The sequence below is a fragment of the Acidocella sp. C78 genome (genome assembly GCF_907164655.1).
This window is the reverse complement of sequence record NZ_CAJQZK010000060.1, coordinates 60,603-76,763: the sequence shown is the minus strand read 5'-3', so window position 1 is coordinate 76,763 and position 16,161 is coordinate 60,603. Positions and strand designations below refer to the sequence as shown.

Sequence of the window (16,161 nt, the reverse complement as noted above, 5' to 3'; positions counted from 1 at the left end):
CGATCTGACAACATTGTGATGCCGACGACCCCGTGACGACCGCACGTCACAACCCGGTTGTATCGTGCATGCCTGATCTGTCAACCGCCGTAAGGTCGTAAAACGTCGCCGCGAAAAGCTATTTTGAAACAAATGTCCAGTAGTGCGACTGTCGTCCTGCTTTCGTCGCCTTGGCTTCATAGCGCGTCGCGGGCCAGTCATCCGGTCGGGACGTCGTTTTATTTAACAAAGAAAATGTAACATCGTTAGAAAAGACTTCATCAACCCATTGTTGATAGGTCGGGTCGTCGCTGGCGATGCGCCATAGGCCACCGGGACGCAGCACGCGCGCAACCTCGGCGAGAATGGCGGGATGGACGAAGCGACGCTTGGCGTGGCGCGCCTTCGGCCAGGGATCGGGGAACATCAGGAACAGGCGGGAGACCGAGCCCGCCGGCAGGCCGCGCAGCAGGGCGCGGGCGTCGTCGTCATGCACGCGCAGGTTGGGGGGAACCGTCGGCTCGGCGCCCTCGGGGGCGAGACGCGAGAGCAGCGAGGCGATGCAGTTGACGAACACCTCGCAGGCGACGAGGCCGATATCGGGATTGGCCGCGGCGATCGCCTCGGCGTGTTCGAACCCGCCGGCGCCGACCTCGAGCCACAGCTCCCTCGGCGCGATCGCGAAATCCTGCCCCGGCCAGCGCAGCCGGGGCAGCAGGGTCTCGATCAGCTCTTCCTGGCGTGCCCGCAGCGCGTGGCCGCGGGCACGGCCGTAGAGCCGGTCGGGCGGCGGTTTCAGCGCCCGCCCGGCTGCATCGTCAGCGGCCAAAAGCGGCCTTCAGCGCCGGCGCGAGGTCGGTCTTCTCCCAGGTGAAGGTGCCGAGCTGATCGTCCGGCTCGCGGCCGAAATGGCCGTAGGCGGAGGTCGGCACGTAGATCGGCCGGTTGAGGCGCAGATGCTCGCGGATGCCGCGGGGGGTGAGGTTCACCAGCTCGCGCAGCGCGGTTTCGAGCTTCACGTGATCGACATCGCGCTCGGTGCCGTGCATGTCGACATAGACCGACAGCGGATGGGACACGCCGATCGCGTAGCTGACCTGGATGGTGCAGCGGGTGGCGAGGCCGGCGGCGACCACGTTCTTGGCGAGGTAGCGGCACATATAGGCGGCCGAGCGGTCGACCTTGGTCGGGTCCTTGCCGGAGAAGGCGCCGCCGCCATGCGGGGCCGCGCCGCCATAGGTGTCGACGATGATCTTGCGCCCGGTCAGGCCGCAATCGCCGTCCGGCCCGCCGATGACGAACTTGCCGGTCGGGTTCACGTAGAACTGATCGTCCGGGCACATCCAGCCCTCGGGCAGCAGCTCGGAGACCAGCGGGCGGAGCATCGCCTTGATCTCGTCCTGGCTCATCCCGTCCTCGTGCTGGGTCGAGACCACGATCGAGGTGGTGCCGACCGGCTTGCCATCGGCATAGCGCAGGGTGACCTGGCTTTTCGCGTCCGGCAGCAGGCCGGCGGCGCGGGCATCGCCGATCTTGCGCAGCTCGGTCATGCGGCGGAGGATCAGATGGGCGTAATAGATCGGCGCCGGCATCAGCGCGTCGGTCTCGGAGCAGGCGTAGCCGAACATGATGCCCTGGTCGCCCGCGCCCTCGTCCTTGTTGCCGGCGGCATCGACGCCGACGGCGATATCGGCCGACTGCTCGTGCAGCAGCACGTCGATCTTCGCGTCGCGCCAGGAGAAGCCATCCTGCTCGTAGCCGATGTCATGCACCGCGAGGCGGGCGAGATGGGCGAGATATTCGCGGGTGATGGTCGAGGGGCCGCGGGTTTCGCCGGCGAGCACGATGCGGTTGGTCGTCACCAGCGTTTCGCAGGCAACGCGCGCATAGGGGTCGGCCGCCAGGAAGGCGTCGAGCACCGTATCCGAAATCCGGTCGGCAACCTTGTCGGGGTGGCCCTCGGAGACGGATTCCGAGGTGAACAGGTAGTCACCTTTGTCGCGCATGGATTTCTCCTCTTGTCGCGAGACGTCGTGCCCATGCCGGGCGGCGGCGCCGGCCGAATGCCGGAGCGTGCCGGGGCATGGCGCAATCGCGCCCGGGGGTCAAGACGAGGGGCGGCGGCAGAGCGATTTCCGATCCATCCGGATCGGATGCAGCGCTCTGTGACATGAATAAATAGAGCATCTTTATCCGGTCAGATGACGCCATCCGATCGGATGATGCTCTACAGGCCGAGCAGGTCGCGCATGCCATAGCGCCCGGGCGGGCGGGCGGCCAGCCACAACGCGGCGCGGACCGCGCCTTCAGCGAAAATCCGCCGGTCGAGCGCGTGATGGGTCAGCGTGATCTGCTCGACGGCGCTAGTGAAGATGGCGCTGTGGCTGCCGACGATCTGCCCGCCGCGCAGGGCGGCGAAGCCGATGGCGCCGGTCTCGCGCATGCCGGTATGGCCATCGCGCCCGGAGTCCTTCACCGAATCAAGCTCCACCCCCCTGCCCCGCGCCACCGCGGCACCGATCGCCAGCGCGGTGCCGGAGGGCGCATCGATCTTCTGGCGGTGGTGCATTTCGAGGATTTCGGCGTCGTGGGTTTCGGCGGCGAGGGCGGCGCCGAGGCGCTCGGCCAGCGCGATCACGAGATTGACGCCGGGGGCGAAATTCGCCGCCTGGAACACCGGAATCCGCGCGGCCGCGGCTTCGATGTCGGCCTCGGCGGCCGGATCGAACCCGGTGGTGCCGAGCACCCAGGGCGTGCCGGATGCGGCGAGGATACCGGCATGGCGGCTGACCGTGGCGGCCAGGGTGAAATCGATCACCACATCGCTGTCGTGCGCGAGGGCGGCGAGATCGCCATCGCGGCCGATGCCGCCGGCGAGCGTGGCGCCGGCCAGCGGCACCGCCTCGGCCAGCAGCTTGCCCATCCGGCCGGTGATGCCGGCAATGCCGATCCGGGTCGGGCCCATGCTCACATCCCGCCCGGATAGGCCGGGCCGCCGGCGCCCTCGGGCACCACCCAGTTGATGTTCTGCGTCGGGTCCTTGATGTCGCAGGTCTTGCAGTGCACGCAGTTCTGCGCGTTGATCTGCAGCCTCGGATCGCCCGCCTCCGCGCCGACGATTTCGTAGACGCCGGCCGGGCAGTAGCGCGTTTCGGGGCTGCGGTATTCGGCCCAGTTCACCGCGATCGCCTTCGCCGGGTCGAGCAGGGTGAGATGCGCCGGCTGGTTTTCCTCGTGATTGGTGTTGGAGATGAAGACCGAGCCGAGCCGGTCGAAGGTGAGCGCGCCGTCGGGCTTCGGATAGGCGATGGGGGTTGCGTCGCGGGCGGGTTTCAGCGCGGTGTTGTCGGCGTGGTTGCGCAGGGTCCAGGGCGACTTGCCGCGGGTGACGTAGGTTTCGAACGCGGCGTTGATCAGCCCGCCCCACATGCCGAATTTCGCGAAGCCGGGGCGGATGTTGCGCACCGCCTGCAGCTCGGGCCAGAGCCAGGAGGCGCGGACCTTCTCGGGGAAGGCATCGAGTGTCGCGGGGCGGCCGCCGGCCAGCGCCTCGGCGATCGCCTCGGCGGCGAGCATGCCGGATTTCATCGCGGTGTGGGTGCCCTTGATCTTGGGGACGTTGAGGAACCCCGCCTCGCAGCCGACCAGCACGCCGCCGGGAAAGGCGAGACGGGGGATCGACTGGAAGCCGCCCTCGTTCAGCGCCCGCGCGCCGTAGGAGATGCGCTTCGCGCCCTCGAAATAGGGGCGGATCGCCTTGTGGGTCTTGAAGCGCTGCATCTCCTCGAAGGGCGAGAGATAGGGGTTCGCGTAGTCGAGCCCGATGACGAACCCGTAGGCCATCAGGTTGCCGCCGAGATGGTAGAGGAACGAGCCGCCATAGGTTTTCGTATCGAGCGGCCAGCCGATCGTGTGCATGACCATGCCGGGATTGTGGTGCTCCGCCGGCACTTCCCAGAGTTCCTTGATGCCGATGCCGTAGGTTTGCGGATCGACCCCGTCGCGCAGGCCGAAGCGCGACATCAGCTGCTTGCCGAGCGAGCCGCGGCAGCCTTCGGCGAACACAGTATATAGAGCGCGCAGCTCCATCCCGCGCTGGTATTGCGCGGTCGGCTGGCCGTCCTTGCCGATCCCCATGTCGCCGGTGGCGATGCCGGCGACGCGGCCCTCCTCGACCAGGAGTTCGGCCGCGGCGAAGCCGGGATAGATCTCGACGCCGAGTTCCTCGGCCTTCGCGCCGAGGAAGCGGACGACATTGCCGAGGCTGACGACGAAATTGCCGTGATTGTTCATCTGCGGCGGCGTCGGCATGCGGTGGCTGCCGGATTCGGTGAGGAAGAGGAAACGGTCCTCGCCCGCTTTCGCCGAGAACTCGATCGCGCCGATATCGGCGTCGGGCAGGAGTTCGGCCATCGCGCGGGGTTCCAGCACGCAGCCGGAGAGGATGTGCGCGCCGACCTCGCCGCCTTTTTCCACGACGCAGACGGACATTTCGGGATCGAGCTGTTTCAGCCGTATCGCCGCGGACAGGCCGGCCGGGCCGGCGCCGACCACGACGACGTCGAATTCCATGGACTCCCGGGGCGGCACTGCGTCTGACATGTGGGTTCTCCTGCGCTGTCATTAACGTATAGGGAAGCGCGGGGCATTGCGCAAAGCCCGGCTCCGGGCGCAAATCGGCCGATGGACGCACAAGGCGGAAACATGACGGGAGATACGCGCGCCGCGTTGCTCGCTTCGCTTGCGCTGCAGGCGGAATGGGGGGCGGACGAGGCGTTGCTGGAGACGCCCGCCGACCATATGGCGGCACGGGTGGGCGGGCGGGACATGCCGGAGGCCGTGCCGGGGGCGACCGTGCTGAGGCCGGCATCCATCGCCCCCGCCCTGCCCGGCACCGATCCTGGCGCCCATCCTCACACCGAACCTGCTGGCGCCGCCGCAACGCTTGCCGCCCTGCGCGACGCGCTTGCGGGATTCGACCAGTGCGCGCTCAAGCGCACGGCGACCCAGCTCGTTTTCGCCGATGGCGCCGAGGATGCGCGGATCATGTTCATCGGCGAGGCGCCGGGCGCCGAGGAAGACCGGGTCGGGCGGCCGTTCGTCGGCCCGGCGGGGCAGTTGCTGGACCGGATGATGGCGAGCATCGGCCTCGATCGCGGCAAGGTGCGGATCGTCAATGTCGTGCCCTGGCGGCCGCCGGGGAACCGCACGCCTTCGGAGACCGAAATCGCCCAGTGCCTGCCGTTCCTGCACCGGCATATCGCGCTCGTGCGCCCGGCTGTGGTGGTCCTGCTCGGCGCCGTGGCCGTGCGCGCGCTGGTCGGCGGCAAGGAGGGGATTACCCGGCTGCGCGGCAAGTGGCGCGAGATCGAGGTGCCCGGGCTGGAGGGCGGGCTGCGCGCCTTGCCGACCTATCACCCCGCCTTCCTGCTGCGGCAGCCGGAGGCGAAGCGGCTGGCCTGGGCCGACCTGCTCGAATTGCGGCGCGAATGTGTCGAGTCATGCATATACGGCGAGTCTGACATGTTATTTACGCAAGTTATCACGAAAAGTTGAAATCTAGGGCGCAACGAAACCCGCAGAATTCCGGGCTTTGTCCAATTTTACGAGATTCTCAACCTCTCGGAGTGGTTGCGCAGCGGCGGAATTGGGTTGTAGCGAAACGATCATGCGAGGGGCCGTTAAAAAGCTCTCCCGCCTAAGCGTCGCCCGGGCGTGTATCGTCACCGCGGCGCTGTCTGCCGGATTGAACGTCGCCCATGCGGCGCCGGCTGGACACAGGGGGCCTTCGACCGACAGGCAGGGTGCCGCAGCGCACCCGGAATCAGTAGCGTATGCGATCCCGCGATCGGCGCCGGCAAATGGCGACGAGGTCGTGCTCGCGCGGCCGCTGGCGCCAAGCGATGTCGCGCTCTATCGGCGCATCTTCGCCGATCAGGCAGCGGGGCGGATGGCGGATGCCGCGGCGCTGATCAAGCGGCTCGGCGACCATGCGCTGATGGGGCAGGTGCTGGCGCAGCGCTATCTGGGTCCGTATCATCATTCGACGCCGCCGGAGCTTGAGGCCTGGCTCAGGAAATACGGGGGCCAGCCCGGCACCGACAGGATCAGGCACCTGCTCGCCTCGCGCCTGCCGCGCGGCGCCGCGATGCCGGCGGCGGAGGTGCAGTATCTGCCGGAGCCGGGCCTTGTGGCGAGCGGCGCGGCGACAACGCCGCGCGGCGGCAGGCACCTGCCCGCGCGGATGGCCGATCTGGTCCGGCGGCTGAGCGGCGCGGGGCAGACCAGCCACGCGATCGACCTGATCCGCCACGACGGTCATGTGTCTTCGCAGACGGGTGCGGCGTTGCGGGCCATCGTCGCACGGCACCTTTTCGAGCGCGGGGACAACGCCCAGGCGCTGGAGATTGCCGCCGACGCCGCCAGGGAAGGCGGGAACGAGGTGTGGGCGCCGGATTACATCGCGGGCCTCGCCGCCTGGCAGCTCGGCCGCCTCGCCGAGGCCAGAACCCATTTCGAACAGGCGGCCGATGCGGCGAAGGCGACCCCCGAGGAGCACGCCGCCGGCGCGTTCTGGGCGGCGCGCGCCGCGCTGCGGCTTGGCCTGCCCGACGCCTATATCGCCAGCCTCGGCAAGGCCGCGAACAACCAGGGCACGTTCTACGGCATGCTCGCGGCGCGGCTGCTCGGGCGGGACCTCGGCATGAGCGGCCTGACGGCCAGCCTGTCCGAAGCGGATGTCGAGGCGGTGGCCGCGCAGCCCGCGGGATCGCTCGCCTTCGCGCTGCTGCAGGTTGGCCGCACCGACGATGCCGCCCGCGCCCTGCGCAGCCTCTGGCCGCCCATCAAGGCAGATCCCAATCTGGGCCGGGCCGTGCTGCGGGTTGCCGCGCGGGCGGGGCTCATCGATGTCGCCATAACACTGGCGCGGACCCTGCCGGGCAACGAGATCGCGGGCGTGACGCTGCCATTGCCGGCGCTGCACCCCGCGGGCGGGTTCAGCGTGAGCCCGGCGCTCGTCTATGCGCTGGCGCGCACCGAATCCGGCTTCAACCCGCACGCCGTCTCGCGGGTGGGCGCGCGCGGGCTGATGCAGCTGATGCCGGCGACCGCGCGGGCGATGGCGCGGCGCTACGACATCACCGGCGATCTGGAGAGCCCCGCGGCCAATCTCGCGCTCGGCCAGTCCTATCTGCGGTATCTCGCCTCGCAGCCGGATGTGAACGGCGATCTGCTGCGGATTCTCGCCAGCTACAATGCCGGGCCGGTGGCCGCGACGAGATGGGCGCAGACGATCAGGGATGGCGGCGATCCGCTGATCTTCATCGAATCGATCCCGAACGCCACCACGCGGCGGTTCGTGCGGCAGGTTCTCACCGACAGCTGGATCTATGGCGAGCAGATCGGCAACATGCCCGCCAGCCTGACGGCGCTGGCCGAGGGGCATGTTCCCCGGCTGCGGGATGCGGCGATGGCGGTCGCGGCGCGTTGAACCGGACCCGCGCGACGGTGTTGTAAGGTTTCATTAAGTTTCTTGCCCTAGAGTCGGGGTCATGGATCAGAACATGACCACGGCCGCCGATGGCCCGGAGGCGCTTTTCGCGGCCGGGATTTCGGCGCACGGCAATGGGGATTACGCCGTGGCGGCGAGGTGCTTCACCGGCGTGCTCGAGGCCATCCCGGGATTCCCCGCCGCGCTCGCGAACCGGGCCCTGGCGCTATGGCTGCTCGGCGCGCTGGATGATGCGGAGCGCGATGCGAGCGCGGCCTGTGCCGCCATGCCGGGTCTTGCCGAAGGGTGGATGGTTGCCGGCGCGATCAGGATCGAGCGTGGCGATTCCGCCGGCGCCATCGCCGCCTATTCCGAGGCGGTCAAGCTGCGGCAGGGATTTGCGCCGGCGCAGGCGGGGCTTGCGGCGGCCTATCTCGCCCATGCCGACAACGCGGCGGCAGCGCGCCACGCCGCCCTCGCCCTGATGCTCGACCGGGATTGCAACCACGCGCGATTCACCCTGGGCTCCGCCGTATCGGCGCTGGGCCAGACCGAGACGGCGATCGGCCTGTTCACCCAGGTTCTGGCGGCCGAGCCGCGGCACGCCGGGGCTCTGCTCAACCGGGGCAATGCGCTTGTCGGGCTCGACCGAATCGAGGAGGGCGAGGCGGATCTGCGCGCGGCGCTCGCCATCGATCCCGACCTGCGGGAGGCCCTGGCCAGCCTTGCCGTGCTGCGGACGATCCGCGGCGATACCGGGGAGGCCATCGCGCTGTGCGACCGCGCCATCGGGCTCGATCCCGATTTCGCCATCGCGCAATGGAATCGGGGCGTCGCGGCGTTGCTGCAAGGGGATTTCGCCACCGGGTTCGAGGCCTATGAATGGCGCAAGCGCCATCCGCTCTACGGCCCGCATTTCGACCGCCTGCCCGCCCCGGTCTGGACCGGCGACAGTCTGGCCGGCCGCCATCTGCTGGTTCGTGCCGAACAGGGGCTGGGCGACACGATCATGTTCGCGCGGTTCCTGCCGCGGCTCATCGCCGAGGCGCGGCGCGTGACGCTGGCGTGCCATGCCACGCTGTTTCCGCTCTTCGCCGGGCTCGGCGTCGGGCTTTGCCGGCTGGACGAGCCGGCGCCGGCGGGAGTGGACTGCGCGATCGACCAGATGAGCCTGCCGCACGTGCTGCGGCTGACCCCGGAGACGATTCCGGCCGCGGCGGGCTATCTCGCCGCGCCGGCCGCGGCGGTGGAGCGGTTCGCCGATCTCGCGCCGCCGGCCGGCACACGGCTGTTCGGCCTGGTCTGGGCAGGAAATCCGGGCCACAACAACGACCGTCGGCGATCGTTGCCGGCCGGCGCGCTGGCGCCGCTGATCGCCAGCGAGGGCGTGCGGTTCGTCGCCCTTCAGCTCGGCGCGCGGCAGGGCGAATACGACGTGCCGAGCATGGCCGGCGCGCTTGACGATTTCGGCGCGACGGCCGGGATTCTGCACCATCTCGACGGGCTGGTGACGGTCGACACATCGATTGCCCACCTCGCCGGGGCGATGGGCAAGCCTTGCCATGTGCTGCTCTCGGCCTCGTGCGACTGGCGCTGGCTGCTCGGCCGGTCGGACACGCCGTGGTACAGTTCGATCAGGCTGCACCGGCAGCAGACGCTCGGAGACTGGAGCGGGCCGATCGGCTCGGTACTGGCAGCCCTTCACGGCTGAGCGACGGCCGCGTGCCTGGCGGCTTTCAGCGCCGCGGCCGGTCGCGGCCGGTCGCGGGGCATGGGATCGTGCAAAAATTCGTGAGCGATCCGGCGTCGGGGTCTTTTTACGCCTGCCCCGAGGTCCATCTGCTGGCAGGAGAGTGCCGCGACCATCGCGAAGGGAGAGGTGCCGAACCATGCGGACTCGGAACATGCCGGCGGCGTGCTGGCGTCTCGGAGCGGTCTGTCTTGCCTTGGCAGGGTGTTCCGGCCCGCGTCTCGCCCGGCCGATGCGGGCTTTCGTCGGCAAGCCGGAGGCCGCTCTGGTCAGGGCCATGGGCGTGCCCAACCGGCGCAGCGTTCACGGCGATGTTATCCACGATCAATACCGGCGCACCATCACCTATTCGGTGCCGGGCTGGACGGGCGGGCCGGCTTTCGTGGATCAGCGGCCGGCGATCGGCGATATTCCGCCAGCCGTTCCACCGCAGACCTACAGGAATACCTGCGTGATAACGTTTCGTATCGTTCACGGAATCGTGCGCGCCTACCGCGCCACCGGGCCCGTCTGCTAAGGCGCTTTTCGATTCATCCAGTGCGGATGCCGCGCTCTATAATATTGATAATTTTAGAATCTTTGTCCGATCAGGTGGCTCGATCCGATCGGATAAAGATGCTCTGAAGTCCGGCCCGGTAATTCAAAATCAAATATTTTGTGTCAAGTCTGTTAGCATGCTTGGCATCATCCCACACACGATCGACGAATATCTCAAACGCCGGGTCGATGCGCAGACCCGAGCCGCGGTGCTGCTGCGGGCGGGGTTTCAGGACGGAAAGCAGTTCCGTCTCGACACCGAATATGGCGATGCGGAATGCTGCGCGCTGGTGGCCGCCATCGCCGATGTCACCGGCGGCGCGACCGAGACCGTGTTCGACGAGATTGCCGATTTCTTCCTCGACTGGGCGGAACAGACGTTTCCCGGCTTCTTTGCCGTGGCGGCGGATACCAGGCGCTTTCTGATGATGCAGCCGGAGATCCACAACAGCCTGGCCTGCGGCCTGCGATCGAGCGGGCAGCGGAAAGTGGCGGAGAAATTCCGGGCGGTGGAATTGCCGGACGGGATCCGGATGCATTACCGCTCATCGAACCGGCTGGCCTATTTCTATTGCGCTCTCGCCCGCAATCTCGCGGCGCGCCGCGGCGAGATCGCCGAGATCAGCTTCATCGAGGGCGATACGGCGAGCAGCGCGGCGATCATCGAGATCCGGCTCAAACCGGAACCGGCGCTCGCGCGCGCATGACCGTTTCAGGCAGCGGCGATCCGGTCGATCGGGCGGCGATCGAGGCGCTGTGCCAGGCGATGTGCGGGGTCGTTACCGGCGATCTTTCATTGCGACTTCATACCGATAGCGCGGACCTGTCGGTTCAGAAGCTGGCGCTGATGGCGAATTTCATGCTCGAAACCGCACAGCGCGCGGTGGAGCGGAGCAGGACCTATGCCGCAGCGCTCGACAATGTGCAGCGCGTCGCCCGGCTGGAGGCCTGGCGGTTGACGCGCCCCGAGGGGGAGATTGTGCCGATCGGCCAGGTTTGCGGCCTGCCGGAGTGTGACGGCGAGGCGCTGCGCGGGATCGGATGGTTTCTCGACAGGGTGGGCGGCGGCCAGCGCGAAAGGGTCGAGAGGCTGTTCGATGGGCCGGGCGGCACGGCCGAATGGCCGGGGAACACGGCGGGGACGTGGTTTCGCACCGAGGTCAGTGCGTCGAGCGGCGATGATGAGGGGGGCGGCCACCTCGTGATCACCCAGGACATCTCCGAGCGCCACCGCGCCGCCGAGGAGATCCGCTATCTCGCCGAACACGACCCGCTGACGGGCCTTGCCAATCGCCGGCGGCTGATCTCGTGCCTCGACGCGGCGCTCGATCCTGCCCGGATCGAGACGCAGAAATTCGCGGTCCACGTGATCGATATCGACCGGTTCAAGACCGTGAACGATCTTTACGGACACACCACCGGCGACAGGGTGCTGATCGAACTTGCGGCCTGCCTGCGCGGGGAAGTGCGCGAACACGACATGATCGCGCGGAGCGGCGGCGATGAGTTCGTTGTCGTGCAAAACGGAATCTCCACCGAGCTGGATGCCAGCCGCCTCGCCGAGCGGCTGATCGGCGCGGTCGGCGAGAGGCTCGCCACGAGCGAGGCCGCCGCCGTCTCGACAACCGTGTCGATCGGCATCGCCCTCGCACCGGATGACGGGGCGACCGCCGAAGCCCTGCTTTCTCACGCCGACATGGCGCTTGGCCAGGTCAAATCGGCCAGCCGGAACGGATTCGCGTTCTTCAACACCGAGATCAACGATGCCCAGCTTGCCCGCCGGCGGATGGAGGCCGATTTGCGCGGCGCGTGCGGGCGGGATGAAATCTCGGTGCAATACCAGCCCCAGCTCGACATCGTTTCGGGGAGGATCGTCGGGTTCGAGGCTCTGGCGCGCTGGCGGCGGAACAACCGGGACATTTCACCGGCCGTGTTCATCCCCATCGCCGAAGAAACCGGATCGATCATCGAGATCGGCAGTTTCGTGTTGCGGGAGGCCTGCCGTGAAGCCGCGGGATGGCGCGCGCCGCTGCGCGTTGCGGTCAATATCTCGGTCATCCAGATCAAGCACGGCCAGTTGCCCGCACTGGTGGAGCAAGTGCTTGGCGAAACCGGGCTCGACCCCGCGCGGCTCGAACTCGAAGTCACGGAATCACTGCTGCTCGCCGATGCCGGCGCGGCGACCGATGCGCTGGCGCGCATCAGGGCGCTGGGGGTGACGATTTCGCTCGACGATTTCGGGACGGGATATTCATCGCTGGCAATGCTGCGGATGTTTCCATTCGACAAGATCAAGCTCGACCGTTCCTTCGTGGCCGATCTGGGCCGCGTGGATGAGGCGGAGGCGATCGTGCTGGCGGTTTTGGGGCTCGGGCGGGCACTCGATTTGTCGGTCGTCGCCGAGGGTGTGGAAACCGCGGCGCAGGCGGAGATGCTCCGCATGGCGGGCTGCGCGCTGTTGCAGGGATATCTGATCGGCCGCCCCGCGCCCATGGCACAGTTTGATCAGATCGTGGGACGCGCAGCCGGAGTGCCGCTGACCGGAGACACCGCGGTGCGCGCCTGACCGGGCGCCGGGGCAAACCTGCCCCGACCCTAGTGCCCCGAACCTGAAATCCGATGGATTTCAGATTGAAAGTGGACACTAGGAAAATCAATCATTTAGTGTCCTGTTCGCATCTGAAATTCACCCATGAATTTCGGGAACAGGACAATAGGGTGGTTACCGTGTCGTTGCTACGGACAGGCGAAGGTCGGCCAACGCCCGAGACGATTCCAGAAAACCGTTTGATTTCGTGGATTTGAGTGGTGGGCGCGACAGGGATTGAACCTGTGACCCCTGCCATGTCAAGGCAGTGCTCTCCCGCTGAGCTACGCGCCCGCCGTTGCGGTGCGACGGGTATTACAGGCCGCCGCCCCGCGATGCAAGAGGGGTGGAGCGGGTCAGCGCGGCGCCATCCGCAGCGCGCCGTCGAGCCGGATGGTCTCGCCGTTCAGCATGGTGTTGGCGATGATATGGCACACCAGCGCGGCATATTCCGACGGCCGCCCGAGCCGCGGCGGAAACGGCACGGCGGCGCCAAGGGCGCGCTGCGCCTCGTCCGGCAGGCCGGCCAGCATCGGGGTTTCGAACACGCCGGGCGCGATCGTCATCACCCGGATTCCGCTGCGCGCCAGCTCGCGCGCCAGCGGCAGCGTCATGCCGGCGACCCCGGCCTTGGAGGCGGCATAGGCGGCCTGGCCGATCTGACCGTCGAACGCCGCGATCGAGGCGGTGTTCACGATCACCCCGCGCTCGCCGCCCTCATCCGGCGCACCTTCCGCCATCGCCGCGGCGGCGAGGCGGATCATGTTGAACGTGCCGACGAGGTTCACCGAAATCACCCGCGCGAACCGCTCGAGCGAGGCCGGCCCCTCGCGCCCCAGCACCTTCTCGCCAAGCACGATTCCGGCGCAGTTCACCAGCCCGTGCAACCCGCCGAACGCCGCCCGCGCCGCCGCCACCGCTTCAACGGCCTGGCCGGCATCCGTCACATCGGTCCGCACGAATCGCGCGGCGGCGCCGAGTTCGCCCGCCAGCGCCATGCCCGGCGCCTCGGCCACATCCGCCAGCACCACGCGCCCGCCCTGCGCGGCCAGCGCCCGCGCCGCGGCGGCGCCAAGCCCGGAGCCGCCGCCGGTGACCAGAAACACCCTGTCGCGAATGTCCATTTTTGCTCCGCCCCGTCAGATCGCCCGGTGCGTCATCACGCCGGGCCGCCGCCCTCGCCCGAGGCCAGCTCCGGGAACGCGCTCTCGGCGAAGCGTACCACCTCGCCCGCCAGCCCGGCCTCGCCGCCCGCCTCGCCGCGCCGCAACTGCACGCGCCGGATTTTCCCGGAAATCGTCTTCGGCAGGTCGGTCACGAACACGATCTCGCGGATGCGCTTGAACGGCGCCAGCCGCGCCCGCGCATGCCGGAAGATCGACAGCGCCGTGGCCTGGTCCGCCACCGCCCCCGGCACCAGCGCGACATAGGCGACCGGCACCGAGAGGCGGATCTCGTCCGGCTTCGGCACCACCGCCGCCTCGGCGACGCTTCCATGCTCGATCAGCACGCTCTCCAGCTCGAACGGGCTGATCCGGTAATCGGACGATTTGAACACGTCATCCGCCCGGCCGACGAAGGTGAGATAGCCATCGGCATCGATCTGCGCGACATCGCCGGTGCGGTAATAGGCGCCATCGGTGCCGCGCAGCGCGCCGGTCGCGGCATCGACATAGCCGCGCATCAGCCCGGCCGGCCGCGCCGCGCCGAGCGGCAGCGCCACCTCGCCCTCGGTCACCGAATCGTTCGCCTGATCGAGAATGGAAATCCGGTAGCCCGGCAGCGGCCGGCCCATCGAGCCCGGCTTGACCGCCTGGCCGGGGGAGTTGCCGATCTGCGCGGTCGTCTCGGTCTGGCCGTAGCCATCGCGGATGGTCAGCCCCCACATCGCCCGCACCCGGTCGATGATCTCGGCGTTCAGCGGCTCGCCGGCGCAGGCCAGTTCGCGCAGCGCCACCTTCCATTGCGCGAGATCGTTCTGGATCAGCAGCCGCCAGACCGTCGGCGGCGCGCAGAGCGTCGTCACCCCGCAGCGGACCAGCGTATCGAGCAGCGCCTTCGCCTCGAAGCGCGGCTGGTTGACGATGAACACCGTCGCCCCCGCGTTCCAGGGCGCGAAGAAACTGCTCCAGGCGTGTTTCGCCCAGCCCGGCGAGGAAATGTTCAGATGCACATCGCCCGGCTGCAACCCGATCCAGTACATCGTCGAGAGGCTGCCGACGGGATAGGAATAATGCGAATGCAGAACGAGTTTCGGCTTCGCCGTGGTGCCGGAGGTGAAATAGAGCAGCAGCGGATCATCGGCCCGCGTCGGCCCGTCCGGCACGAAATCGGCGCTCTCGCCCTCCGGTGCGTAAGCCGTCCAGCCATCGGGCGCGCCGCCGATCGCGATCCGCTGGAACGTGCCGGCCACCGCGTCGAACTTCGCCGCCTGATCCGCCGTCGTCACCACGAAACGCGCAGCGCCGCGCTCCACCCGGTCCTGCAACTCCTCGGGCGTCAGCAGCGTCGTTGCCGGAATCACCACCGCGCCGAGCTTGATCGCCGCCAGCATCACCTCCCAGAGCGGCACGATATTGCCGAGCAGCAGGATCAGCCGGTCGCCCCGCCGCACGCCCTGGGCGCGCAGGAAATTCGCCGTGCGGTTCGACCGGGCGGAAAGGTCGGCGAAGCTCAGCCGCACATCCTCCCCGCCCGCCGGATCGGCGATCCACAACGCCGGGCGCTGCGCGCTGGCGGCGTCGCGGGCGAGATGCGCGTCGAACCAGTCGAGCGCCCAGTTGAAATCCCGCGCCTCCGGCCAGCGGAAGCCGGCGGAGGCGGCGGCAAGATCGGCCCGGTGGTCGAGCAGGAACTGCCGCGCGGCGATGAAGTCGGTCATGGACGTTTCCTTTGTTCTGGTTCCGCGCCGTTCAGGCGGGCTTCGACGCCGCCGAGATCGCGCGGAAGATCGCGGAAAAATCCTCGCCGCCATGCCCGGTTTCGGCGAAGGCGGCGTAGATGTCGCGCGCGTGGCGGCCGAGCGCGGTTTCGGTGCCGGTCGCCGCCGACGCCTCCATCGCGAGGCCGAGATCCTTCAGCATCAGCGCGGCGGCGAAGCCCGGCCGGTAGTCGTGATTGGCCGGGCTCGCCGGCACCGGCCCCGGCACCGGGCAATAGGAGGTCAGCGACCAGCACTGGCCCGAGGCGGTAGACGCCACGTCGAACAGTTTCTGCCGCTCCAGCCCGAGCCGGTCGGCCAGCGCGAAGGCCTCGCTCACCGCGATCATCGAGATGCCGAGGATCATGTTGTTGCAGATCTTCGCCGCCTGCCCGGCCCCGGCGGCGCCGCAATGCACGATGCGCCTTCCCATCGCCGCCAGCAGCGGCTCGCCGCGCTCGAACGCCTCGGCGGTGCCGCCGGCCATGAAGGTCAGCGTTCCGGCGCTGGCGCCGCCCACCCCGCCGGAGACCGGCGCATCGAGCGAGAGCATGCCCCGCCCCGCCGCCATCGCATGCGCGGCGCGGGCGGAATCGACATCGATCGTCGAGCAGTCGATGAACAGCGTGCCGGCCCGCGCCGCCGGCAGGATGCCGTCCGCCGCCTCATACACCGCGCGCACGATCGGGCCGGAGGGCAGCATCGTGATCACCGCATCCGCGTCGCGCGCCGCCTCGGCGGCAAGCTCCACGATCATTACACCCGCGGCCGCCGCCGCCTCGCGCGCCGCCGGCACGGTGTCGAAACCGAGCACCGCATGGCCCGCGCGGACCAGATTGGCGGCCATCGGGCCGCCCATATTGCCCAGGCCGATGAATCCGATCCGTGCCATGCGT

General features: G+C 68.6%; 13 protein-coding genes and 1 tRNA gene. 6 read left to right on the top strand and 8 right to left on the bottom strand.

Annotation, left to right across the window (positions count from 1 at the left end; translation table 11 throughout):
- Positions 1-118: 118 nt before the first annotated feature.
- From ACIDOCELLA78_RS80950 to ACIDOCELLA78_RS80935, 4 genes are all read right to left on the bottom strand, one after another.
- The gene (locus tag ACIDOCELLA78_RS80950) at positions 119-808 is read right to left on the bottom strand and encodes a tRNA (guanosine(46)-N(7))-methyltransferase TrmB (protein ID WP_201727455.1); all 690 of its coding nucleotides are present in this window, start codon (positions 806-808) and stop codon (positions 119-121) included.
- On the bottom strand, positions 798-1,985 hold the full coding sequence (metK, locus tag ACIDOCELLA78_RS80945) for a methionine adenosyltransferase (protein ID WP_201727454.1): 1,188 nt from the start codon (positions 1,983-1,985) through the stop codon (positions 798-800). Before metK ends, ACIDOCELLA78_RS80950 begins: the two co-directional genes overlap by 11 nt.
- A gap of 221 nt (positions 1,986-2,206) precedes the next feature.
- On the bottom strand, positions 2,207-2,944 hold the full coding sequence (gene dapB / locus ACIDOCELLA78_RS80940) for a 4-hydroxy-tetrahydrodipicolinate reductase (protein ID WP_201727453.1): 738 nt from the start codon (positions 2,942-2,944) through the stop codon (positions 2,207-2,209).
- A 2-nt stretch (positions 2,945-2,946) separates the two neighbouring features.
- A complete protein-coding gene (locus ACIDOCELLA78_RS80935; RefSeq protein WP_201727452.1) occupies positions 2,947-4,581 on the bottom strand; it encodes an electron transfer flavoprotein-ubiquinone oxidoreductase in 1,635 nt (544 codons plus the stop codon).
- Positions 4,582-4,662: 81 nt separating this feature from the next.
- On the opposite strand from ACIDOCELLA78_RS80935, the gene ACIDOCELLA78_RS80930 reads away from it, so the two are divergent.
- The 6 genes from ACIDOCELLA78_RS80930 to ACIDOCELLA78_RS80905 all read left to right on the top strand — a co-directional run bounded on the left by ACIDOCELLA78_RS80930 (position 4,663) and on the right by ACIDOCELLA78_RS80905 (position 12,324).
- Positions 4,663-5,535, top strand: a complete 873-nt coding sequence (locus ACIDOCELLA78_RS80930; protein WP_201727451.1) for a uracil-DNA glycosylase — start codon at positions 4,663-4,665, stop codon at positions 5,533-5,535.
- Positions 5,536-5,854: 319 nt separating this feature from the next.
- The gene (locus ACIDOCELLA78_RS80925; protein ID WP_249674860.1) at positions 5,855-7,471 is read left to right on the top strand and encodes a lytic transglycosylase domain-containing protein; all 1,617 of its coding nucleotides are present in this window, start codon (positions 5,855-5,857) and stop codon (positions 7,469-7,471) included.
- Between the two features lie 73 nt (positions 7,472-7,544).
- Positions 7,545-9,182 (top strand): tetratricopeptide repeat protein, encoded by a 1,638-nt coding sequence (locus ACIDOCELLA78_RS80920; RefSeq protein WP_249674849.1) that lies wholly within the window; start codon positions 7,545-7,547, stop codon positions 9,180-9,182.
- A gap of 178 nt (positions 9,183-9,360) precedes the next feature.
- Positions 9,361-9,738, top strand: a complete 378-nt coding sequence (locus tag ACIDOCELLA78_RS80915; protein WP_201727448.1) for a hypothetical protein — start codon at positions 9,361-9,363, stop codon at positions 9,736-9,738.
- 157 nt (positions 9,739-9,895) lie between these two features.
- A complete protein-coding gene (locus tag ACIDOCELLA78_RS80910) occupies positions 9,896-10,465 on the top strand; it encodes a heme NO-binding domain-containing protein (RefSeq protein WP_201727447.1) in 570 nt (189 codons plus the stop codon).
- Positions 10,462-12,324 carry a bifunctional diguanylate cyclase/phosphodiesterase gene (locus tag ACIDOCELLA78_RS80905; RefSeq protein WP_201727446.1) on the top strand — a complete coding sequence of 621 codons (1,863 nt, stop codon included), beginning with the start codon at positions 10,462-10,464 and terminating at the stop codon, positions 12,322-12,324. The genes ACIDOCELLA78_RS80910 and ACIDOCELLA78_RS80905 overlap by 4 nt, the downstream gene beginning before the upstream one ends.
- Positions 12,325-12,564: 240 nt before the next feature.
- Here the strand turns inward: ACIDOCELLA78_RS80905 and ACIDOCELLA78_RS80900 are convergent.
- The 4 genes from ACIDOCELLA78_RS80900 to mmsB all read right to left on the bottom strand — a co-directional run bounded on the left by ACIDOCELLA78_RS80900 (position 12,565) and on the right by mmsB (position 16,157).
- A tRNA-Val gene (locus ACIDOCELLA78_RS80900) sits at positions 12,565-12,639 on the bottom strand.
- Positions 12,640-12,701: 62 nt separating this feature from the next.
- The gene (locus ACIDOCELLA78_RS80895) at positions 12,702-13,469 is read right to left on the bottom strand and encodes an SDR family NAD(P)-dependent oxidoreductase (protein ID WP_201727445.1); all 768 of its coding nucleotides are present in this window, start codon (positions 13,467-13,469) and stop codon (positions 12,702-12,704) included.
- Between the two features lie 35 nt (positions 13,470-13,504).
- Positions 13,505-15,226: an AMP-binding protein gene (locus ACIDOCELLA78_RS80890; protein ID WP_201727444.1), complete on the bottom strand. Its 1,722-nt coding sequence runs from the start codon at positions 15,224-15,226 to the stop codon at positions 13,505-13,507.
- Between the two features lie 31 nt (positions 15,227-15,257).
- Positions 15,258-16,157: a 3-hydroxyisobutyrate dehydrogenase gene (gene mmsB, locus ACIDOCELLA78_RS80885; RefSeq protein WP_201727443.1), complete on the bottom strand. Its 900-nt coding sequence runs from the start codon at positions 16,155-16,157 to the stop codon at positions 15,258-15,260.
- Between the last annotated feature and the right edge of the window lie 4 nt (positions 16,158-16,161).

Coding starts and splice junctions, on each gene's coding strand:
- ACIDOCELLA78_RS80920 (WP_249674849.1), top strand. CDS start 7,545: ATGACCACGGCCGCCGATGGCCCGGAGGCGCTTTTCGCGGCCGGGATT.
- mmsB (WP_201727443.1), bottom strand. CDS start 16,157: ATGGCACGGATCGGATTCATCGGCCTGGGCAATATGGGCGGCCCGATG.
- ACIDOCELLA78_RS80935 (WP_201727452.1), bottom strand. CDS start 4,581: ATGTCAGACGCAGTGCCGCCCCGGGAGTCCATGGAATTCGACGTCGTC.
- ACIDOCELLA78_RS80895 (WP_201727445.1), bottom strand. CDS start 13,469: ATGGACATTCGCGACAGGGTGTTTCTGGTCACCGGCGGCGGCTCCGGG.
- ACIDOCELLA78_RS80905 (WP_201727446.1), top strand. CDS start 10,462: ATGACCGTTTCAGGCAGCGGCGATCCGGTCGATCGGGCGGCGATCGAG.
- ACIDOCELLA78_RS80890 (WP_201727444.1), bottom strand. CDS start 15,226: ATGACCGACTTCATCGCCGCGCGGCAGTTCCTGCTCGACCACCGGGCC.
- dapB (WP_201727453.1), bottom strand. CDS start 2,944: ATGGGCCCGACCCGGATCGGCATTGCCGGCATCACCGGCCGGATGGGC.
- metK (WP_201727454.1), bottom strand. CDS start 1,985: ATGCGCGACAAAGGTGACTACCTGTTCACCTCGGAATCCGTCTCCGAG.
- ACIDOCELLA78_RS80915 (WP_201727448.1), top strand. CDS start 9,361: ATGCGGACTCGGAACATGCCGGCGGCGTGCTGGCGTCTCGGAGCGGTC.
- ACIDOCELLA78_RS80930 (WP_201727451.1), top strand. CDS start 4,663: ATGGACGCACAAGGCGGAAACATGACGGGAGATACGCGCGCCGCGTTG.
- ACIDOCELLA78_RS80910 (WP_201727447.1), top strand. CDS start 9,896: ATGCTTGGCATCATCCCACACACGATCGACGAATATCTCAAACGCCGG.